This is a genomic window from Arthrobacter sp. P4_H3, from assembly GCF_056400885.1.
In genome coordinates, this window is sequence record NZ_JBFUKK010000008.1 from 152081 (window position 1) to 173182 (window position 21102).

The 21102-nt window shown below is 65.9% G+C and carries 21 protein-coding genes and 1 pseudogene; 11 read left to right on the top strand and 11 right to left on the bottom strand.

Annotation, left to right across the window (positions count from 1 at the left end; translation table 11 throughout):
* Window positions 1–83: 83 nt before the first annotated feature.
* A complete protein-coding gene (locus AC1DRE_RS13105; protein ID WP_476985042.1) occupies window positions 84–923 on the bottom strand; it encodes a CPBP family intramembrane glutamic endopeptidase in 840 nt (279 codons plus the stop codon).
* 191 nt (window positions 924–1114) lie between these two features.
* Between AC1DRE_RS13105 and AC1DRE_RS13110 the strand changes: the two genes are divergently transcribed.
* The 4 genes from AC1DRE_RS13110 to AC1DRE_RS13125 all read left to right on the top strand — a co-directional run bounded on the left by AC1DRE_RS13110 (window position 1115) and on the right by AC1DRE_RS13125 (window position 5868).
* Window positions 1115–3412 carry an FdhF/YdeP family oxidoreductase gene (locus AC1DRE_RS13110; RefSeq protein ID WP_476985043.1) on the top strand — a complete coding sequence of 766 codons (2298 nt, stop codon included), beginning with the start codon at window positions 1115–1117 and terminating at the stop codon, window positions 3410–3412.
* A 28-nt stretch (window positions 3413–3440) separates the two neighbouring features.
* The gene (locus tag AC1DRE_RS13115; protein WP_476985044.1) at window positions 3441–3827 is read left to right on the top strand and encodes a hypothetical protein; all 387 of its coding nucleotides are present in this window, start codon (window positions 3441–3443) and stop codon (window positions 3825–3827) included.
* A gap of 214 nt (window positions 3828–4041) precedes the next feature.
* Window positions 4042–4947, top strand: a complete 906-nt coding sequence (locus tag AC1DRE_RS13120) for a pullulanase X25 domain-containing protein (RefSeq protein ID WP_476985045.1) — start codon at window positions 4042–4044, stop codon at window positions 4945–4947.
* Window positions 4948–5073: 126 nt separating this feature from the next.
* Window positions 5074–5868, top strand: a complete 795-nt coding sequence (locus tag AC1DRE_RS13125) for an alpha/beta fold hydrolase (protein WP_476985046.1) — start codon at window positions 5074–5076, stop codon at window positions 5866–5868.
* 323 nt (window positions 5869–6191) lie between these two features.
* On the opposite strand, the gene AC1DRE_RS13130 is transcribed toward AC1DRE_RS13125, so the two are convergent.
* Entirely contained in the window at window positions 6192–8084 is a 1893-nt protein-coding gene (locus AC1DRE_RS13130; RefSeq protein ID WP_476985047.1) for a glycoside hydrolase family 13 protein, read from the bottom strand.
* A gap of 254 nt (window positions 8085–8338) precedes the next feature.
* Here AC1DRE_RS13130 and AC1DRE_RS13135 point away from each other — a divergent pair, with 254 nt between their 5' ends.
* The 4 genes from AC1DRE_RS13135 (at window position 8339) to AC1DRE_RS13150 (ending at window position 11473) form a co-directional block, all read left to right on the top strand.
* The gene (locus AC1DRE_RS13135) at window positions 8339–9073 is read left to right on the top strand and encodes a hypothetical protein (protein ID WP_476985048.1); all 735 of its coding nucleotides are present in this window, start codon (window positions 8339–8341) and stop codon (window positions 9071–9073) included.
* 157 nt (window positions 9074–9230) lie between these two features.
* The gene (locus tag AC1DRE_RS13140) at window positions 9231–10103 is read left to right on the top strand and encodes a hypothetical protein (RefSeq protein ID WP_476985049.1); all 873 of its coding nucleotides are present in this window, start codon (window positions 9231–9233) and stop codon (window positions 10101–10103) included.
* 103 nt (window positions 10104–10206) lie between these two features.
* On the top strand, window positions 10207–11073 hold the full coding sequence (locus AC1DRE_RS13145) for a hypothetical protein (protein WP_476985050.1): 867 nt from the start codon (window positions 10207–10209) through the stop codon (window positions 11071–11073).
* A 94-nt stretch (window positions 11074–11167) separates the two neighbouring features.
* Window positions 11168–11473, top strand: a complete 306-nt coding sequence (locus tag AC1DRE_RS13150) for an acylphosphatase (protein WP_476985051.1) — start codon at window positions 11168–11170, stop codon at window positions 11471–11473.
* Between the two features lie 197 nt (window positions 11474–11670).
* On the opposite strand, the gene AC1DRE_RS13155 is transcribed toward AC1DRE_RS13150, so the two are convergent.
* Together AC1DRE_RS13155 and AC1DRE_RS13160 are read right to left on the bottom strand one after the other, a co-directional pair.
* Entirely contained in the window at window positions 11671–12867 is a 1197-nt protein-coding gene (locus AC1DRE_RS13155; RefSeq protein WP_476985052.1) for a TerC family protein, read from the bottom strand.
* A 49-nt stretch (window positions 12868–12916) separates the two neighbouring features.
* Entirely contained in the window at window positions 12917–13246 is a 330-nt protein-coding gene (locus AC1DRE_RS13160; protein ID WP_476985053.1) for a DUF6457 domain-containing protein, read from the bottom strand.
* Between the two features lie 93 nt (window positions 13247–13339).
* On the opposite strand from AC1DRE_RS13160, the gene AC1DRE_RS13165 reads away from it, so the two are divergent.
* Window positions 13340–13693, top strand: a complete 354-nt coding sequence (locus AC1DRE_RS13165) for a GNAT family N-acetyltransferase (RefSeq protein WP_476985054.1) — start codon at window positions 13340–13342, stop codon at window positions 13691–13693.
* Between the two features lie 52 nt (window positions 13694–13745).
* A complete protein-coding gene (locus AC1DRE_RS13170; protein ID WP_476985055.1) occupies window positions 13746–14243 on the top strand; it encodes a DUF3592 domain-containing protein in 498 nt (165 codons plus the stop codon).
* A 42-nt stretch (window positions 14244–14285) separates the two neighbouring features.
* On the opposite strand, the gene AC1DRE_RS13175 is transcribed toward AC1DRE_RS13170, so the two are convergent.
* From AC1DRE_RS13175 to AC1DRE_RS13185, 3 genes are all read right to left on the bottom strand, one after another.
* Window positions 14286–15767 carry an HNH endonuclease signature motif containing protein gene (locus AC1DRE_RS13175; RefSeq protein WP_476985056.1) on the bottom strand — a complete coding sequence of 494 codons (1482 nt, stop codon included), beginning with the start codon at window positions 15765–15767 and terminating at the stop codon, window positions 14286–14288.
* Between the two features lie 134 nt (window positions 15768–15901).
* Window positions 15902–16969, bottom strand: coding sequence for a glycerophosphodiester phosphodiesterase family protein (locus AC1DRE_RS13180; protein WP_476985057.1), 1068 nt, complete (start codon window positions 16967–16969; stop codon window positions 15902–15904).
* A gap of 201 nt (window positions 16970–17170) precedes the next feature.
* Window positions 17171–18508, bottom strand: a complete 1338-nt coding sequence (locus tag AC1DRE_RS13185) for an amidohydrolase family protein (RefSeq protein WP_476985058.1) — start codon at window positions 18506–18508, stop codon at window positions 17171–17173.
* Between the two features lie 315 nt (window positions 18509–18823).
* Between AC1DRE_RS13185 and AC1DRE_RS13190 the strand changes: the two genes are divergently transcribed.
* Window positions 18824–19690 (top strand): alpha/beta hydrolase, encoded by an 867-nt coding sequence (locus AC1DRE_RS13190; RefSeq protein WP_476985059.1) that lies wholly within the window; start codon window positions 18824–18826, stop codon window positions 19688–19690.
* Here the strand turns inward: AC1DRE_RS13190 and AC1DRE_RS13195 are convergent.
* From AC1DRE_RS13195 to AC1DRE_RS13210, 4 genes and pseudogenes are all read right to left on the bottom strand, one after another.
* Complete coding sequence (locus AC1DRE_RS13195) at window positions 19687–20010, bottom strand: hypothetical protein (protein ID WP_476985060.1); 324 nt, start codon at window positions 20008–20010, stop codon at window positions 19687–19689. The two genes, AC1DRE_RS13190 and AC1DRE_RS13195, sit on opposite strands and share 4 nt — an antisense overlap.
* 3 nt (window positions 20011–20013) lie before the next feature.
* Window positions 20014–20157, bottom strand: coding sequence for a helix-turn-helix domain-containing protein (locus AC1DRE_RS13200; RefSeq protein ID WP_476985061.1), 144 nt, complete (start codon window positions 20155–20157; stop codon window positions 20014–20016).
* Window positions 20157–20522, bottom strand: a pseudogene (locus AC1DRE_RS13205) (DUF2975 domain-containing protein); the annotation flags it as partial. The pseudogene AC1DRE_RS13205 and the gene AC1DRE_RS13200, both read right to left, overlap by 1 nt.
* Before the next feature lie 84 nt (window positions 20523–20606).
* A partial coding sequence (locus AC1DRE_RS13210; protein ID WP_476985062.1) for a cbb3-type cytochrome c oxidase subunit I occupies window positions 20607–21102 on the bottom strand: 496 nt, incomplete at its 5' end.

The window sequence follows — 21102 nt, forward strand, 5'->3', positions numbered from 1 at the left end:
AAGCGCCACCACCCCAGCGCTCCGGCGGCGGAAGCCAGTGGTGAGGACATCACTCCTCCTAACGGGGTTGGGCTGGGGATTGGTCAGGCCGGTGGCCCGGATGCGGTGCGGTTGAAGCGCCCGGAAAGCGGGCCGACGTCGGACGCCTCCGGAGGTGCGGTGCGCCAGGCCGCTTGGTCCAACAGGATGGTGCCGAGGGCTGCGACGGCAACCACCACAAAATAGATCAGCTCCGCGCGCGGTTCGTCGGGACCGGTGAAACCGTAGGATCCCACGGTGAAGGTGCCCTGGCTGTTATGGAAGAGCAGTGTCAGCAGCACGCTGCCGCCGGTGCGGTTGAACAGCCACACGTACAGGAACGTGATGACGAACGTCGTGGGCAGGCCGATCAGGCTGAGCCCCCCGAAGATGATCAGCGGCAGGTGCCACAGGGCCACAACAACCCCGAGGAGCGCCGCTGACTGCAGCGGCGGCCGTCCGGCCTGGAGCAGCGGTACAGCGTAGCCGCGGAACCCAGGTTCTTCGCCGAGCGGCCCGTCCAGGGGATTGACCAAGCGCACGGCGAACACCACCAGCAGCCCGGTCCAGGTCAGCTGGGACAGCCCAGGTGCGGCCGCGCCCAGCAGCATATTGACGGTGCCCGTGACCAGCACCAGCACGGCCGGGAGGAGCAGGGCAACGGCGTACCAGCCCCAGCCCACCCGCCAGCGGATAATCCGGCGGCCCCACGCCCTGTAGCCGGCCCGACCTTCCGCGAGTCCGGTCACAATGACCGCGGCTGCCAGCGGACCGATCGGCAGGAACTCCATCGCGGGCATCATGCCCAGCGCATACACCGGCCAGGACAGCCAGGAAATCACATACGAGAGAACAAAGAAGGCAGCGAGGCGGTGGTGCTGAAGCCAGTTGTGGAAGCGCGGCATGACGGCTCCGGACATTCAGGACGGGTGGGTCCTATTGTCCGCCCATCGGCACCTGCACAACACCCCGGGGGATAGCCCGGGAAGCTGGGCCAAATGCTTGCCGGGGCCCTTCATAACTGCTAATCCTGATGAAAGGGCAGCATTGAACAGTTTGTTCCAAGCAGGGCGTTCCAAGCCAGGGAGGGTGCAGCATGCCGCGCAAGAACCCGCATGTCGAGGAAGCCGACGAAAACAACCTTGAAGTGGCGAAGCCGAAGGACTGGGCCGCGGGAATTCCCGGGGTCTATCACTCCATGCAGCCGGCCCTGAAACACATGGGCGTCGGACGGGCCGGTAAGACGCTGCTGGGGCTGAACCAAAAGGACGGCTTCGACTGCATGAGCTGCGCCTGGCCGGACCCCGGGCACCGCAAGACGTTCGAGTTCTGTGAACAGGGCGCCAAGGCGGTCACCTGGGAGGCAACGCCCGTCGTCGTCCCGTCCGGGTTCTGGGCCGAAAATCCGGTCAGCGAACTGCGGGGGAGGTCCGAATACTGGCTCGGGATGCAGGGCCGCCTCACCGAACCTGTGTACAAACCGGCGGGGGAGGACCACTACCGGCCGGTCAGCTGGGGCGAGGCATTTTCCATCGTCGGGAGCAAGCTCCAAGGTCTGGACAGCCCGGACCAGGCCGCGTTCTACACCAGCGGCCGGACGTCGAACGAGGCCGCGTTCCTGTACCAGCTGTTCGTGCGGGCGTACGGGACCAACAACCTGCCGGACTGCTCCAACATGTGCCACGAATCCTCCGGCTGGGCCATGGGCCAGACCATCGGAGTCGGCAAGGCCACCGTCTCCTATGACGACTTCGCCAAAGCGGACCTGATCATCATCATGGGACAGAACCCGGGCAGCAACCATCCCCGTATGCTGACCGCCCTGGAGGAGGCCAAGGAAGCCGGCTGCGAGATCGTTGCCATCAACCCGCTCCCGGAAGCCGGACTCATGCGGTACAAGAACCCGCAGAAGGTAAACGGCATTCTGGGGCGCGGAACGGAGTTGGCGGACCAGTACCTGCAGATCCGGCTGGGCGGGGACATGGCCCTGATGCAGGCGCTGTCCAAGCGTGTGCTGGACGCGGAGGCGAAACGGCCCGGTACCGTCCTGGACCATGACTTCCTCCGGGAGCACTGCCAGGGCCTCGACGAATTGAAGGCCCACCTGGCAGGGCTGCGCGAAGAGACGGTGCTGCGCGCCACGGGGCTGAGCAGCATGGAAATCGACGAACTCGCCGAGCGGTATCTGCGGGCGGGAAAGGTGATCATCACCTGGGCCATGGGCATCACGCAGCACAAGAAGGCCGTGCCCACCATCAAGGAGATCATCAACCTTTTGCTGCTGCGAGGAAACATCGGCAAGCCCGGCGCCGGGGCGTCCCCGATCCGTGGCCACAGCAACGTGCAGGGCGACCGCACCATGGGCATCTGGGAGCAGATGCCTCCCGCCTTCCTGGACTCGCTTGCCAAGGAATTCAGTTTCGAACCGCCGCGGGAACCCGGCGCCGACGCCGTGGAAACCATCCGCAGAATGCGCGACGGCGGGATCAGGGTTTTCGTCGCGATGGGCGGCAACTTCGTGGCCGCCATCTCGGACACCCATGCGGCCGAGGCTGCCGTGGCGAATACCGAGATGACCGTGCAGATTTCCACCAAGCTCAACCGCTCGCACACTGTCACCGGCAAGGAGGCGCTGATCCTGCCCACGTTGGGACGGACTGAAATCGACGTGCAGGAATCCGGCCCGCAGTTTGTGTCCGTGGAGGACACCGTTTCGGCGGTGCACGCCTCCGAGGGAAAGGTGAAGCCGGTGGCGCCCGGACTGTTGTCCGAGGTGGCGATTGTCAGCCGGCTGGCCCGGGCCACCGTGGGCAGCCGGATCGACGCGGACTGGGCAGGTTTCGAACGGAACTACGACCTCATCCGGGACCACATCTCGCACGTGGTGGCCGGCTGTGAGGACTACAACCGGCGGATCCGGGAATGGGGTGGATTCGTGCTGCCGAACGGCCCGCGGGATTCACGGACGTTCGGCACGCCCACCGGGAAGGCCATGCTCACCGTCAACGATTTGGAGTATGTGGAGCGGCCGGCAGGGACCCTGATCCTGCAGACCATGCGCTCGCACGACCAGTTCAACACCACCATCTACGGGCACAATGACCGGTACCGCGGGATCAAGAAGGGCAGGGACGTTGTTTTTGTCAGCCCCGAGGACATCGCCGAGCTTGGCCTGGCCGACGGGCAGCACGTGGACATCCACGGGGTCTACGGGGACGGGGCCGAACGGGTGATCAGGAACTTCCGGGTGGTGTCCTACCCCACGGCGCGGGGATGCGCTGCGGCGTACTACCCGGAGGCGAATGTTCTGGTGCCCCTGGAGACCGTCGCCGAGGGCAGCCACACGCCGGTGTCCAAGGCAGTCATCGTCCGATTGGAGCCGAGCTTGGCGTGAGTGCGGGCAGTCCCTGAGGGAGGGCATCATGAGTGATTTCGTTGTCTATCTTGATACGTCCGAGGTTCGGCCCGGGAAGCTGGGCGAGCTGAAGCCCGCGATGCAGGACCTTGCGCGCTTTGTCGAAGTAAATGAGCCACGGATCATCGCCTACGACGTCTACTTTTCGGCCGACGGCACACGCATGAGCGTCCTCCACATCCACACGGACTTGCCATCGCTGGAGTTTCACCTGAAGGTCGCCGGCCCGCAGTTCCCTCCGATTGCGCCCCTCGTCCAGCTTCGGACCATCGAAATCTTCGGAGCGGTCAACGAAGAGTTGGTGAAACTGCTCGAGGCGAAGACTCAACTGCTGGGCGGAACCGTGATTATCCACGACCTCCACGCTGGGTTCGCCCGTGTCCCCGCGGCCTGACATGCACCGCCAGTGGGCGGCGCCGGCAGTCCTCCCGGCTCCTGTCAACAGGCCGAAAGTCCCATGTTTCCGGCACTAAGCTGAGACTCGAAGATCACTTGCGTCGCATTCCGCGTCATAGACGGTCACGACACACGTTGTTAACGCGCATAGTCGCCTCTATTTACAGTTCACTGGCAAAATGCTGAGTGATCACATGCTCGAAAGGACAAACATGCCCACGGCTATTGCAGACACCACCACGGTTCGACTCAAGTCAGTGCTCGACATTCTCGCGGAAAGCGTCCTGTCAGGTGAGACCCTCGGCGCAGGCGCCGTCCTGGCCCAGGCCACGGTTCGCGTCCCGCTGAACGAGAAGGAAAGTGAACTGCTCAGCGGAGGCATCCCCCGGGGACACAAGGCCCTGACCACTGCCACCAGCAAGCTGGTCAAGGCCGGCTGGCTCGTCAAGGGACGCAGCGGCTGGACCATCACGGACGACGGCCTCCGTGCCACCGTGGCGTTCCCGGATGCTGACACGTTTGCAACTGCGCTCGCCGAAGGCACTCCGGTGCCGGCTGACGTCCCTGTGCCCACGGAGCTCCCCGCCAAGCCCGCCGCTGCGAAGGTTGCTGCCGCGAAGGCTCCCAAGGCTGCTCCGAAGGCCGCTCCGAAGAAGAAGGCGCCGTCCAAGGCCGCCAAGGTGGTCGAAAAGGCCGCCGAGCTGATCGAGGACGCAGTGGCACCCGTGACGAAGGCCGTGCGCACACGCAAGACCGCCGCCAAGCCGGCCAAGGCCAGCACGGAGCAGCCCGCCGAGGCCTCCAGCGTTGAGACGATCGACCAGCCGGAAGCCGTGGCCATCGCGGGCGACTTCAACGTGCTGCTGGGCGCCCCGGCGAACTGGGCACCCCAGTACGACGAAGCCCAGATGCAGCTCGATGCAGTGGACCAGCTGTGGAAGCTCACCACGGACCTTCCCGCCGGGCACTACACCTTCAAAATCGCGCTCAACCGTTCCTGGGACGAGAACTACGGTGCGTTCGGTGCGTTCGATGGCGCCAACCACGAACTGCACCACCCCGGCGGCCGGATCACGTTCAACTACGATCACCGGACCCGGGACATCACCCTGGTCTAATCCGCGACAGCTCTAATCCTCGTCGCCGGTTTATCCGCGCAGGCGGTTTTGTTCCTGTAGGCAGCTGACCCTGATCGTCCTAGAATCAGAGCATTCAGGGTCAGCTCCCCAAAGGACCGGTGTGGCATGGACACCGTTGAGATTTCAGGATTGCGCATCGGCTATCAGCGCGCGGGCCAAGGGCCTCCGCTGGTCCTGCTCCACGGCGCCTACGAGGACAGCCGCGTTTGGCGTCCGCAGCTGGAGGGGCTGTCCCACGACTTCACCGTCATTGCCTGGGATGCCCCGGGCTGCGGCCGTTCCGACGATCCCCCGCCGGACTTCTCCGGCGCGGACCTCGGCGATGCCCTGGCGGGTTTCCTCCGGGAAGTAGCGCCGCGGAAACCCCACGTCCTCGGGCTGTCTTGGGGCTCCTGCGTCGCCCTGGAGCTGTACCGGAACCACTCTCACATGGCGGCGTCCTTGGTGCTGGCCTCTGCCTACGCGGGCTGGGCCGGCTCGCTGCCCCCGGATGAGGTGGAGCGGCGGTACGCGCAGATTCTGGCTGAGCTCGATCAGCCACCCGAACAATTCATCCCAGCGTGGCTGCCCACGCTCTTCACCGAGCGGGCAGACCCCGGGACCGTCGAAGAGATCAGCGCCATCATGGCAGACTTCCACCCTGCCGGCATGCGGGCGCTGCTGAGCGCGAGCGGACACGCCGATTATCGTGACGTGCTGCCCCTTATCAGCGTGCCCACGCTGCTGCTTTACGGCGAAGAGGACGTGCGGTCACCGTTGGCGGTCGCCAGGGAGATGCACCGCCAGATTCCGGGTTCACAGCTCGTGGTGATTCCCGACGTCGGACACCTGCCTGCCGCTGAAACGCCGGAGGCGTTCAACGCTGAAGTCCGCCGCTTTGTGCACAGCATCGGTGACTGAGACTTTTGAACCCTGCCTCGAGTGAACCCTGTTTCGAGCGCCGGAATCAGAACCGAGTGGGGTCCGGGTGCGGCGGGGGAGGCGTTGGCGGGACCGGTCCGGGGTCCGGAATCGGCAGCGGCCCGGGCGAAGGCGCCGGCTCGGGTCCGGGCCCTGGCGGACGCGGCTCCGTGGGATCCGGCCTGCTGGGCGGAAACGGATTGTCCGGGTCCGGCGGGCCCGTGGGGCCCGGCTCCGGCGGGAACGGATCCGGCTCTGGCAGCGGTGGAATGGTCATCGTGAACTCCTTCTTCGCTGGTGTGGTGCCTTGGCTGGGGCGACGCTCAGGTGTTGTGTTGCCGGCGGAAAACCTTCAGTTCCCACGGACGGAGCGCAATTTCGGCGTGTGTACCCGTGGCCTCCAGGGGATAGTTTCCCAGGATCAGTTCAGCCGGGTAGTGGCCCAGTTCCGGCTCGTCTGCGCCGGCTTCGGCATCACCCCAGCCGCCGCCGTCGAGGGCGACAGTCCTGTCCTGCCCGGAGAAGTTGCCCAGCACCAGCAACTGCACGCCCGGCGCCGCCGCAGAACCGGTCCCCGACGCGGAGCCGGGTCCCGTGGCCGGAGCCGGAAGTGAGCGCCGGAACGCGTACACGTGGTCGTCGTCCGGGAGCAGCATGGTGAAGTCACCCTCCGCCACCACCGGCTCGGTGTGCCGCAGGGCGATGACCTGGCGGTAGAAGCTGAACACCGAGTCCGGGTTGTCCTCCTGCTCCGCGGCGTTGATGTGGCTGGTGTTCGGGTTGACGGCGATCCACGGAGCGCCGGTGGTGAAGCCGCCATGCCTGCTGGCGTCCCACTGCACCGGTGTGCGGGCGTTGTCCCGGTTCAGGGGTGCCAGCGCGGCGAGGACATCGGCGTCGGTGTGGCCCAGGTGCGTGGTGGCCTCGCGGTGGTGGTTGAGCACCTCGATGTCGCGGTAGTCGCTGATCGTCCCGAAGCTCATGTTGGTCATGCCCAGTTCCTCGCCCTGGTACACGTAGGGCGTGCCCCGGTGCAGGTGCAGGATCCCGGCCAGCATCTTGGCGGAGAGCTCGCGGTACGGCCCGTCATCGCCGAAGCGGGATACGGCCCGGGCCTGGTCGTGATTGCCCCAGTAGAGGCTGTTCCAGCCGCGCTCCGCCAGCGCCTCCTGCCACCGGCCCAGGGACTGCTTAAGGTCCGTAAGCTGCAGCTTCTTGGGCCGCCATTTGTTGCCGTCCTCCTGGTCCAGCGCCACGTGCTCGAACTGGAACACCATGTCCACTTCGCGCCGCGCGGGGTCAGTGAACAGGACGGCGTCCTCCACCGTCACACCGGGCATCTCGCCCACGGTCAGCAGCGGCTTGTCCCTGCCGGCGAAGACTTCCAGGTGCATCTCGTGCAGGAACTCGTGGATCCGCGGCCCGGACATAAAGTGCGGGCTGCCGTCCCCGAACAGCATCCCGTCGGCGCGCGGTCCGTCCGGCAGCCCGGTGTCCTTGGAAATGAAGTTGATGACGTCCATCCGGAAACCGTCCACTCCGCGGTCCAGCCACCAGTTCATCATCTCGTACACGGCGGCGCGGACCTCCGGGTTTTCCCAGTTCAGGTCCGGCTGCTTCCGGGAGAACAGATGGAGGTAGTACTCGCCGGTGACCTGGTCGAACTCCCAGGCCGGGCCGGAAAACGCGGAGCCCCAGTTGTTCGGCTCCGCACCGGTTCCCGGTTCGGCGCCGTTTGCCGCAACCTCCCTGGGCGGCCGCCACCAGTACCAGTCACGCTTGGGATTGTCCTTGGAGGAGCGGGATTCGATGAACCACGGGTGCTCGTCCGACGTGTGGTTCACCACGAGGTCCATCACCAGCTTCATGCCACGTGAGTGCAGCCCGTCGGTCAGCTTCTTCAGGTCTGCCAGGGTGCCGAAGATGGGGTCCACATCGCGGTAGTTGCTGATGTCGTAGCCGTTGTCGTCCTGCGGCGACGTGTAGATGGGGGAGAGCCAGACGACGTCGACTCCCAGCTTCTGCAGGTAGTCCAGCTTGCTGATGATGCCGGGCAGGTCGCCTATGCCGTCGCCGTCTGAGTCCGCGAAGCTGCGCGGATAGATCTGGTAGACCACCGCCTTCCGGAACCAGCCGGGATCCGTGGTCACCTCGTCATCGGTGTCCGCCTCATCTCTGACAGGGGGTTCCGTTGCGGGGTCCGCGTGCGTGGTCATGGCCTGGTCTCCTCAGTTGCTTTCGGCTGGTCTGATGATTGGGCTCGGTTCGATTATTGTTCAGATCCTACGGGCAGGAAAGGGCTGCAGGGACGCACGACGGCGGCGCGGCTCCTTCCCGGGGCCGGCAGCCGGAGTGCGGTTCACTCCACCAATAACATTTGGACATCGATTGGATTTATTGCTGGAGCGTGCGTTGGCGGAGGTTCACAATTGAGGAATTATTCGCGGTCTCATGAGATTCAGGAGAACAGATGCACCGCTTAGCACCCTCGGCCATCGCAGTCTCAGGGGCCCTATGCCTCTCCTTCCTGCTCGTAGCCTGCGGCCCGCCGGCATCGTCACCGTCGACGAATTCCCCGGACACCACTACCACCGCTCCGGCAACCCCCACAGCGACCTCCGCTTCCCCAAGTGCCACCGCCTCCACCTCAGCGCCCTCGGATCCCGAAGCAGGCTGGAAGTCCTACACCACCTCGGACGGCCTGATCTTCGACTACCCGGCCGGGTGGAAGATCACCGATCCTGCCGGCGAAGCTGCTCCCGGGGGCGTGTTCGTGAACATCACCAACGCGAAGGGCAAGGACCTGGCGACGCTCAGGACGAACATGGTCACCGGCTCCGAATGCACCGAGAAGCAGCCGTTCGGAGTGTACGAATCCGAGCCCGTTCCGGCGCTGGAACAGGACGGCAGGGTACCCCGGTACACCTTCGAGACGCGGACGGACACCACCGCCACGGATCCGAAGCTGATGACCCTGTTCGCGTACGGCATCACCACGGCTCCCGAACCCAGCGGTACCGAAGCGTGCCCCATCTTCCACTTCTTCACCTGGCCGCCCAGCGGCGCCATGTTCGGCGGCGTCTACGACCCCTTCGACACCACTCCCGGCAACGAGATGCATGTGGACACCCCGGAGGCCTACATGGGCGCCCAGGAGTATAAGAACATCAAGAAGATGATCACGTCGCTGCGGCCCGCCTCCTAGGCGGACCCGGCCACGCAGGAACCGTTGCGCAGGAACCGTTGCGCACCGCAGGGCAACCCGCGGTGCGCAACGTTTTGGCGGCAAATTGCTCCCGTCCCGGTCACCGCGCGAACGCCAGAGCCACAATTAATCCCTCAGCTTGTTTGAGGAGGATTGCATGCGCCGATCAAAGAAGCCCGGCTATGGATCATCTGGACCGGCACGTTCAGGGGCCGCGATTGCTGCCGGGACCTGCGTCGCGGTACTTCTGGCAGCCTGCGGACCGCTTGCCGCCCCGCCTGACACGGGATCCGCGACGGCCACCCCACCCAGCGCGTCGGCAAGCGGGACCACGAACGCTACTACAAGCGAAACCGCCACGGGCGCGCCCACCGGGACGGCTGTCCCGCCAAGTGCGACGGCTGGCGTAACACCGACTGAACCGGCGCCGTCGGCAACGTCCCCGAGCCGGTTGCCGTCACCGACGGCGTCTGGCTGGAAGACGTTTACGACGTCGGACCGTGACCTGACGTTCGACTATCCGGGCGACTGGACGGTTAAGGATCCCGCCGGAACATCACCGCTCGGCGGAATGTTCGTGGAGGTTTTGAATGCCGCAGGGAAGCCGATGGCTGTCCTGCAGACCAAGGTGGTCACCGGTTTGGAGTGTGTGAAGCAGTACCCGTTTATGGTGCTGGATTCCGAACCGATGACGGTCCTCGCCGAGAAGGGTGTGCCGAACGAAAACGTGCCCCGGTTCATGTTTGAAACCAGGGGAGATGCCTCGGCACCGGCCAGGACTACTGAAACCATTGCGGCCTACGGCATCACCATGATTCCGGAGAAAATTGGGACGCTCGAGTGTCCCATCTTCCTGCTGTTCAGGTGGCGGCCCAGCGGCGCCATGTTCGGCGCGGTCTACGACCCCGCAAACAACGCCACCCCCGTGGATCCGGCGCTCCCGTACCTGGAAAAGGCGAAGCTGTACGTGGGCACCGGCGAGTATCGGAATATCCGGCGGATGATCACCTCACTGCGGCCCGCAGGGTAGCTGCGGCGCTCCTTGACTCGCCCAATGCGCCCGCGCAGACTCGAATCAGGACGCAGTCCGATAAGTCGGAGTTCTGATGTACGCACTGGGGAAGCAACGGCTCGTGAGCGGTGCGAAGGCAATTGCATCCGCCCTGGTAGCCCTGTGCGTCGCGGCGGGCCTGGGCGCGTGCACGCCGGTGCCGAACGCTGGACCTTCGCCGTCGGACTCCGCCTCGCCGTCGGACTCTGCCACGCGACCCACCCCCGGCGACGGCGGCCCTTCCGACACGAGGCCGGGTGCAGGACCATTCCCCACAACGCGCCCCACCGCGACGGTCACCGGGCCGTTGCCCGAAGAGACCGCAAGTCGTCCGCCGGGTCCCACCTCCACTGCCTTCGAACGGGCCCGGCGGGCCAAGGAAATCCTGGAGACGTGCCTGGAGGGCGAGTTGACGTTCAGGCCGCCCTCGCCCATGCGCCAGGGCGAGACCAGGGAGTTCGTCCTGCACGTCACCATGGGCGATCCGGGGGCCGGCCATGAAGAGAAGATCCCCGGCAACAACCCGGTGCAGACGCGTGCGCCCATTGTTTGCGAAGAGATGCGGGCGGACCTGTCCGGCCCGGGCATGGACATTGAGAGGGCGGGAAATCCAAGTGGCGAGATGCTGGTTCCCGTGGAGGGCGTCGCGGAATGGCGATGGTGGATCACGCCCAGGGAGTCGGGCCGGAAAACCATGACCCTGCAGCTGTTCGCCACGGCCGAGGACGGACCCGATCTGAGCCTGGAGACGTTCCGGGAAAATATCCAGGTGGAGATTGAACTCGGCTATGTGCTGAATGCGCTCGTGAAGGACTGGGCCCAGCCGCTGGGCGTGACCATCCCGGTGCTCATCGGGGCCATTGGTGCCCTCCTCGTCTGGTCGCGCTCCAGGCGCCGCAAGGCCAAGCACGCCGCCAACACAACGCCGGACCCTAAGCCCGGCGGCTGAGCGTCGGGCCACGCCCGCGGGGTCTCCTGACCGAGCTTGCGGGGTGAAGGGCGGGCGGGGAGCGAAACCCCGGCCCCAGCATTACATTGGAACCATGGCTCATGCTGCAGATCAGGACTCTGGCACGGACGTCCGCTTGCAGGCCCGTGTGGAGGGCATCGTCCAAGCGGTCGGATTCCGTTACTGGACCGTGCGGAAGGCGGAGGAACTCTCGCTGACCGGAACGGTGAGGAACGAAGACGACGGTACGGTCGCCGTCGTCGTCGAAGGTCCCCAGGCGGTGGTTCTGGAGTTCCGCCGCTGGCTGAGGTCCGATGATGCACCGGGGCGCGTGGACCACGTGGCCGAGTCGGTATCGGCGGCAACGGGGGAGTTCAGCAGCTTCGACGTCGTGTACTGAGCCCGTACTGAGCGCACGCCGTTAGTCGCGCGCCGCCGCGAAGCGACGGACGAACTCAAGTACGGCCCCCCCGCGGTCGTAGATGATGCACCGGCCGATCCTGCCCAGTTCCACGGCGGCCTCTTCCCGCAGGAGAGCGGAGCTGGGTGTCCCGTGTATGAGATCCGGTGGGTTGCGTCGGGCTGGCTGACCCGGTGCTACGCGCGGCCTTCCCGGTGCAGGGCTTCGTCGTGCTCGGCGTGGGCCTGCTTGAGCAGGTCCATGAACTCGGTCTCGTCGCGGATGAGCCGCTTGTACTTCTCGGGGAGTTTCCTGAGCTCGGCCTCCTCGCGCACCATCTTGTTGAAGATTTCCTCGCGCTCGGCGATGCCCGTCTCGTAATTGAGGTCCACGTATTCGGTGGCGTGCCGTTTGGCGCCGGAGACCATGTTCTTCGCCTTGCCCTTGGGGCTGTAGATCGAGGCGAGGACCGTGATCACCAGGACGCCGATAATCACGGACAGCGAGAGACCGGTGCTGATTTCGATAACGGTTACGTGTTCGCCGCCGTTGATGAACTGCAGGTTGTTTTCGTGGAGCGCGTGCAGGATGAGCTTTACGCCGATGAAGCCGAGGATCGCGGCGAGGCCGTAGGACAGGTAGATGAGGCGGTCCAGCAGTTCATCGATGAGGAAGAACAGCTGCCGCAGGCCCATGAGGGAGAAGGCCGTGGCGGTGAACACCACGAAGACGTTCTGCGTGAGGCCGAAGATGGCGGGGATGGAGTCCAGGGCGAACAGGATGTCCGTTCCGCCGATGGCCACCATGACCAGGAGCATGGGGGTGAGGACGCGCTTGCCGTTCTCCATGGTGAAGAGCTTGTCGCCGTCGTAATGCTCCGAGGCCGGGAGGAGCTTCCGGGCGAGCCTGACCACGAAGCCCTCACTTTCCCCCTCGTGCGAATCGGGTTTGAGCAGGTTGCCGGCGGTGATCAGCAGGATGAGGCCGAAGATATAGAACACCCAGGCGAAGCTGTTGATGAGGGCCGCGCCGAGGAAGATGAAGCCGGTGCGGGCGATCAGCGAGAACACGATGCCGAACAGGAGCACCTTTTGTTGGTCCGCCCGAGGGACCCTGAAGCTGGACATGATGATCAGGAACACGAAAAGGTTGTCCACGGACAGGGCCTTTTCGGTGACATAGCCGGCGAAGTATTCGGTGCCCATGGTGGTGCCGCCGAAGATCAGGACGCCAAGGCCGAAGAGGAGGGCAAGGCCCACGTAAAGGGCGGACCACGTGGCCGACTCCTTGAGCTTGGGGGAGTGCGCCTTGCGGACGTGGAAGAAAAAGTCGAAGACCAGCAGGCCCAAAATGCCGACAATGGTCAGAATCCATACGTAAAGGGGGACCTGCATACTGGGTGCCTTCCTGTCGGTGCGGTGATATCACCATACCGGCCGGGTGTTACTGGGCGGTGTCGGCCCAGCCGCTGCCCGCCGGGCCGCCGTCGGCTCCGTGCTCGCACAGCTGCAGGGCCACCCCGGCTGCCTGCGCGACCGCCGCCGCTGACGATTCCTTGGAGCCGGCACTTCCGGTGCCGGCGGCGAGTCCGGCCGCGTAGCCCACCATCAGCGCGGTGATCGGCGCGGCTGCGTGGGTCACCGCGCGCGCGGATTCCCCGGCGAGGTCCAGGATAAGTTCCCGGTCAAAGTCGAGGTCCAGGAGCTGAAGCGCCTGGGCCAGCCGGTGGCTCCATTGGTCCAGGATCTGGGCTTCGTTGTCGTTGACGGCCATCGTTGCTCCTCAGTCAGAAATAGCAGCTGTCAGAAATAACAGCGGTTCCCCCGAGGTTAGGCTGTAGCAGAAGCCCCGATCAAGGAGATCCCGATGACTGAAGCCACCATCCGCCACAATCCGGACCGCGAGCGCTTTGAAGTGCTTGTTGCCGGCAACGTGATCGGCAAGGCCGTCTACAAAACGTACGACGCCGGTGACGCACCGCAGCGGATTTTCTACCACACCGTGATTAATGAGGAATACGGCGGCCAGGGGCTGGCCGGCCAGCTGGCGACAGTGGCCCTGGATGAGACGGTGGCAGCCGGGATCAGCATCGTGCCGGTGTGCCCGTACATCAAGAAGTTCCTCACCAAGCACCTGGAGTACGCCGCCAGCACCACCGCCCCAAAGCCGGCGCACCTCGAGTTCCTCAGCGAGGCCCTGGCCCCGCACGCCCGGGCGTAAGTTGCGTTGCAGGCCTGCTGAGGGCTGACCGGGGCTACGGCAGAATGGAGGCGTGACTTTGCCAAACGCGCCTCTGAACCGCAAATCGAAGCCGGTGCTCTCGCGGCTGGTGAATCTGGTTGTGACGGTGCTGGTGCTGTGTCTCGGACCGGTGCTTATCGGCGTCGGCACCCACCTGATCAACGCCGACGAAGAGCTTGTGCGGACCGGAGAACGTGCCGCTGGAACGATAGTTGACTTTAATGACGTGACGAAAGCGTCCAATCGCAAGATCACGGTGGAGTTCCAGTCGCCCGATGGATTGGTCCATGTCACCAGAGCCGCCGTTGACCATGACCAGCACCCTGTTGTCGGCGAGGAAGTCACGGTGGTGTACCGGGCGCCCGACCCTGGCGAGGCAAGGGTGGTGGGCTTTGAAAGCGACGGCATGTTTCTTAGGGGAGTCGGCACGATCCTGACTTTGATTTTCGGCGGGATCGCGGTTTTCGTGACCATTGGCTCCCACCGCCGAGCGTGGCGCGACCGACGGAAGCGCATCGGCCACGCCTAGGTTCCGTGCAACCGCATCCGGCGCAGCCTGGCTGCGATGCCACTAGGCTGCGATCCACGCCTCCCATTCCGGCAACGGGTCAACTGGCAGGGCTGTCCCCTGCACGTGTTGCATCCATTGGCCGACATCTGCATCCATGACCCGGTCCGGACTTTCGGCAGGGTGGGGCATGCCTGGTGGCCCTGTTATGGGGTAGGGCATCCAGGGTGGTTCCCAGTCGTAGCCTTCGCTGGCGTAGCGGCGCCCTGACGGTGCCACCCAGCCGGGCGGTGCGTCACGGCTGGCGCCAATGGGTGTCCACCCGGTGGTGTGCTTGAGCCGGTGATGCTTCCGGCAGGGCTGGCCGAGGTTGGAGATCCCCGTAGCGCCACCGTCGTGCCAGGCCAGGACGTGATCCGCCTCAGTGTCGAGGGATTGGCTATTGCACCCGGGGAAGGGGCATTTTCCGTCCCTGAGGCGTAGCCATTGGCGCATGGCCGCCGGAATCCGGTAGCTGGCGCGTCCTATTTCCAGCGGTGCGCCGGTGCAAGGGTCGTTCAGGACACGGTGGAACGAGGTGGCGCCGTCTGCGACCAGCCGGCGGGCCATACTTGGCGGAATCGGTCCGTAACCATCCAGGACGGCGGGTTCTTTGGTGGCGCCCAGGAGCGAAAGCACGGGTACGGTGACCAGGACCTGCGCCTTCGGCGACGGAACACCTTCAGCGACACCGGCGAGCAGCCAAGTGGCGGCGGTGTCGGCCCGGAGCTGGGAGAGGTTCCGTTGTTCGGAGGGGCCTTGGAGTTCCCGGGCCGCCGCAGTGGCGCGCTGCCAGATGGAGGCCGCGCTGTCGGCGGGCAGGTAAGCGGAGAGCCAGGCCATGCCGTCGCGGTCCGGGGTGTATTCCAGCCGGCGGTCCTGGACGCTGATCTCGTGGCGCTGTTCGATGCTGACAGGGTGGTGCCGTTCCCGCCAACTGCGTGCTTTTGCCCGGAACCGGGAAGGTACCAGGTCGCCGGCCGGACAGCCTCGCGCAGCGTTCACGGCGTCAGGGTCCAGGAAATGAGCTTCCAGTGCAGCGGCCGCGGCCTGGGGTACATCAGTGGTTTCGTCGACCATGATCCGGGCGTGCTGCCATGAAATGGTCCCGATCTGCAGGGCTGCGAGGGTCAGTGGCAGGGCTGTGGTGAGCTGCCGGGTTTCCTGCAGGAATGCTCCCGCGGCTCTTTCGCTGACGGTCAGGACGCAGGCCACTTCGGCGACCAGGGCCATCTCAGCCGCGGACCGCTCCTGGGGCGACAGCGCCGGGGACGCCATGGCCCTGGTCGCCTGGACATACGTGTCAGCCAGCTGAACCTTGAGGGCTGCGCTCCGGGCGTCCAGACGGGCCAGCTCGGTGAGCCCATCCAAGCAGTGGTCGGCCAGCTGCCGCAAAGGATCCGCGCAGGACCCTTCGCTGAGGCCTTCGCTGTCGACAACGCGATACAGAGCAGCAACGGACGCCGCGACGGCGTCCAAGGCGTCAGTTACTGCTGCACTTTCCATGCATACAGCTTGACTCGAGGGTCTGACATTTAAACCGTGCAGGCGGTGCCCCGGCCGGCCGACGCGTTACCCGACGGCGACCGCCCTTACCGGGCCGGCCGCCGTCGTGCTTTCCTGCTGCCCGTGCCTTCTTGCTAGACCGCGGGCGCGTATGCCTTGGGCAGCTTCAGTCCCCGCTGTTCCATAAGCGTGCGCAGGCGGGTGGGGTAGTCGGTGATGATGCCGTCCACGCCGAGGTCCATGAGCTGCGCCATGTCCGCAGGGGTGTTCACGGTCCACGGGATGACCGGCAGGCCCAGCTGGTGGGCTTCGGCGATCATCGCGGGGGTGACGGAGCGGAACGTGGGGGACACGACGTCGTACCCCTGGGCTGCCGCCGCCTTGGCGAGGGAACCGCCGAAATCGTCAATATCGATGCCGCCAAGGTTGGGGCTGGCGCCCGGCTGGCCCACCTGGAGCCAGGCGTCGCCGCTGGACAGCGCCACCAGGGGGAGCTGCGGGGCGATCTTCCTGGTCAGGTTCAGCGAGGACCAGTCGAACGACTGCACGCTGGTGCGCTCCGACATGCCCGCCTTGTAGATCTCGATGACCGCGGCTTTGGTGAGCGCTTCCATCCCGGCGCCGCCAACCATGCTCGATTCCACCTTGGTCTCCACATTGAAGCGGACTTTCCCGGCGCCATAATCCTTGGCCAGCTGGAAGACGTCCTTGAGCTCGGCAATCCGGTTGCCGTCGATCACGTCCTGTTCCGGGTAGCCGGGCAACTGCGCGTAACCGCAGTTGAGGGTCTTGAGCTGTGCCAGGGTCAGTTCGGACACGCGGCGGCCCACGTAGGGGTATTCGGCGTCGCCCGGGGTGGACGGTGCTGTGTCCAGGCACTTGCCGGCCTGGATGGTGTCGTCATGCCAGACGATCACCTTGCCGTCCTCGGTCAGATGCGTATCCAACTCCAGCGTGGTCACGCCCAGCCTGAGCGAGTTGCCGAATGCCGCCAGGGATTCCTCGGTCCACTCACCGCGGCCGCCGCGGTGGGACTGCAGGTCGAAGGAGCCGTTGCGTTCGTCGGTCTTGAGGGCGGCGTCCGCTGACCGCACCGAGTCCGACGGCGGCACGGCGGCTTCCGTAACGGGTGCGGCGACGGCGGGACTCGCCAGCGAGGCGATGAGGACGGCGGCGGCCGCGGCGGTCAGGACTGTGCGCATATGGTTCCTCCGGGATGACAGGTCCCCGGCCGGGCGCCGGCGACCCGTCCACCCTAGGCACGCGACGTGGACTGCCGCCTGCCGGGAGCTGGACGAGAGGTAAACACCTTGGCCAGCGGCACAGTCCGGGGGAGCGGCCAGATGAGGGCCAGCACGAGCACCGGCACCAGCGGGATGCCGACGTCGGGACAACGCGTCCGCTTAGAGTCCGTTGCGGACTATGGCTCCCTGGGCGACGACGACGCTGACTCTCTCCAGGGCGGAGGAGTCCGCCAGGGGATCTGCGTCCACCACGATGGCGTCGGCGAAGGAACCACGCACCAGCCGGCCGGCAGTTTCGCTCCAGCCCAGCAGCCGGGCGGCGTGGACCGTCGCAGACCGCAATGCCTCCAGCGGGGAGAGCCCGGCTTCGGCGAGGAGGCGCGCTTCCGTGCCGATCGGCGTTACGTCGGTTCCGAAGGAATCGGTGCCCGCCACAATCGTCACGCCGGCGTCCTGTGCGGCACGCACGGCAGCCTGGAGAATCGGCGTGTACTCCTTGCCGCGGGCGGCGAGGATCGGGTTGGTGGAAGCCGCCATGCTGGTGATGGCATCCATGGTGGGCGTGAAGTAGGTTCCGCGGCGGGCCATCTCGGCGATGGTCTGCTCGGTGACGAAGACGCCGTGTTCGATGCTGCGCACCCCGGCCCGGACAGCGCCGTCGATCCCCTCTGCGCTGTAGGCGTGGCACAGCACTCCGGCGCCCTTGGCGGCCTTGACCACAGCGGAAAGCTGCTCGTAGTTGTAGACCAGCTCGCGGGGATCCTGCTCAGGAAGCCCGGCGCGGGGATTGGCGCGGGTTTTGATGACTTCGGCGCCGCGTTTGAGGTTGACCCGGGTCAGGTAGGCGAGGTCGGCTGCCTCCTTGACGCCCCCGGAGAGGGTGGCCAGCGGCGCGAGGTCGGGGTCCGCGAGGAGGGAGTCGCCCAGCTCCGGGGAGATAAACAATCCTGCGGGCAGCATGCGCGGCGAGACGCCCGGCGCCCAGTCGGGGAGTGCCGCCAGCGCCACGTCCTGGTAGTAGCTGCTCGAACCGCTCCTGACGCTGGTCGCGCCGCCCTGCAGGATGGCGCGGGCATCGGCGAACGCGTTGGCGTGGACATGCACGTCGATGAGCCCGGGGAGCACCCAGCGGCCCGAAGCGTTGAGGACTTGGGCACGGCCGGCGACGGCGGCGACTGCCTTCCGTGTGGCGTCCCGGCTTCCGACGGCGGCGACCTTGCCGCCGTCGAGCACCAGCACGCCGTCTTCGACGGCGTCACCGGTCTTGGGATCCACGATGGTGCCGCCCTCGATGATCAGGGGCGGGTGCGCGATGGGGCTGCCCGGGTAGTTGGGCCCGGACGGGCGCTCCGCGGCGTGTGCGGCCCTGGCCCCGCCGAGCTGGGCGGCGATGCTCGCGACGGAGATCCCGGCGAGGGCGGCGGCACCGGCCAGGATGCCGCGGCGCGGGACGTCGGCTGGCAACTGTGGGGCGGAAGCGTGGTCGTGAAGGCACATCATTGTCTCCTTGGGGAAGGCCGCCCTTGGGGCGAAGGCGGATACCTAAACGTTACTTGGTATTCCAAAATCCGGCCAGAGGGGCGGCAGGGATTCCGGCGCTGACGCCGGATCTGTCTGAAATACCGTTCAATATCAACGGTTTCGGCTCAATCGACCCTCGGCTGAAGTGGCACACCCTTCCGGTGCTTGGTATTCCAAAGCTTGTTCCGCCCTGTGCACCGAAAAAGCCGCCATTACGCCTGCCGCCAGTCCGGGCCAGCTCGGTGGCATGCTTAAGGCGTCCACGTTCACCTCACACCGAGGGATGAAGCCATGGCTGAAAGTGCTGACGCCGTTCTGCACGATGGATCGACCATCGCCGTCTCCATCCACGGAGACGGCCCGCCACTCCTATTGCCGGTTAGCCTCGCAACGCACACGCCGGCGGAAGCCGAGACGCTCCGGCAGTGGGGCGGCGACCCGGACCTCGGTCCCAACTTGGTGGAGGGGCTGGAAGGCTCGAACCGGGTGATCGTGGCAGACTACGAAGGCCACCGGATGGCCCACCCTGCACCGGATACTCTCACCCCGGAGAACGTCGCGGCCGACTTCCTGGCCATTGCTGACGCGGCTGGTGCCGACGGCTTCGCGTACTACGGCTATTCCTGGCTGGCATTGAGTGGCCTGCAGCTCGCGATCCGCACCAACCGTCTCCGGGCGCTCGCCATGGGCGGATTCCCGCCCCTGGACGGGCCGTACCAGAGCATGCTGGCGGTGACCCGGGCGGCGCATGCCGCATCAGCCCGGCCTGCAGATCCTGACACGCCGGTGCCTATAGCGGATCCGGGCGACTGGGATTCGGCGGCCATCCAGACCAGTGAGGCGCAAACCCGGCAATTCATGACCCTCTACGAGGCCCTCCAGGACTTCGATGATTTTGCCGCCGTGCTGCCGCCTGGCCTGGCGCGGCTCGCCTTCGCCGGTGCCGAGGACCGGATCGACTACGGACCCAAGTGGGGCGGCGTGCAGGTGCGGATCGGCGACCCCCTCGCGGCGCACCGGGAAGCACTCATCAAGGCCGGATGGGACGTCGAGGTACTTCCGGGCCTGGACCACCTGGGGGCGATGAACAGTTCAGTGGCGCTGCCCATCCTGGCCGGCTGGCTCCGGAAGGTGGGGTGGGCGAAGCAGATGAACTAGCGGGCGGAGCGCCGGTTGCGGGCCAGCTTCACCAGCCGGCTGAAGGCATAGAGGAAAACTGCCTCGATCAGGACCATCACCGCGAGCATCGGCCATTCGCCCTGGCTGACGAAAAAGACAGCGCCCACGACGACCAGCACGGTTCCGAGAACCAGGGTGTACACGGCGAAGCCGAGGGCCACCCTTGCGCTGCGGACTCCCGTTCGGAAGCCAAAGCCCAAAGGTTCACCTCCGGGGTAGCCCCCGATGCGGTCCGGGGCTCCGGGCTTGAGACTGTCGAACTCGTCCCAGAGGTCCCTGTCCTGATCCTGGTTGGCCATAACTCAATTATCCCGCGAAACAGGCTTCTGTTCGCCGTCCACGGCCGTCGGTGTCAGGTCGTCCGCATCTCCGGGTTCCCACCGCAGCAGGTCCCCAGGCTGGCATCCGAGAACCTCGCACAGAGCCTCGAGCGCGATGATCGGCATCAGATCACCTCGTCCAGTTCGTCCTGCAGGTGTTTGGCTTCGGCGTCGCGGGCCACCGCCTGCGCCAGGAGCATGCGCAGAACGACGACGACGACGAGGGCCATGCCGCCGACCAGCACGCCTGCCCCGCCGATCAGGAGGACAACGCCGGGGGCCACGCTTTCGCCCGGAGCGAGGACGACGCCGAGCCCGAAAGTGAGCAGGGAAGCCGCCGCGACGGCGCCGGTCACCACGTCCACGTAGCGGAACGCTGCGTGGGAGAACACGGTGCCGCGCCGCACCATCGTCAGCAGGCGCCAGACGCAGACCATCGTCACCTGGAGGGTCACGATGCCAAGCAGAACGATCATGAGAGAACGGCAACGAAAAGCAAAGGAAGGCACAGGGAGGCGCAGCCGCAGAGCAGCACTGAAGGGCAGCGCTAGGGATGAAAGCGCCCGGTCTTGCGCTTACTCGTCCGGATTCCGATTCCGCACGTCCTTCTCGCCGATATCGGCCGCCCCGAGGACGTCTGCGGCCGGCGAATGGGTGGTCTCGTGTTCACGCACCCGAAGCTCCGGGTGGTGGAGGTCCAGGGCCGGGCGCTCCGAGCGGATGCGCGGCAGCGACGTGAAGTTGTGGCGCGGCGGCGGGCAGGACGTGGCCCACTCCAGCGAAGCACCAAAGCCCCAGGGATCGTCCACCTCGACCTTTTCGCGGCTGCGCCAGGTGATGTAGACGTTCCAGAAGAACGGGATCAGCGAGGCGCCGAGCAGGTAAGAACTGATGGTGGAGAACTGGTTCATCCAGGCGAAGTTGTCCTGCGGCATGTAGTCGGCGTACCGGCGGGGCATGCCCTCGACACCGAGCCAGTGCTGGATGAGGAAGGTTCCGTGGAAGCCGAGGAACAGCATCCAGAAGTGGATCTTACCGAGGCGCTCGTTGAGCATCTTGCCGGTCCACTTC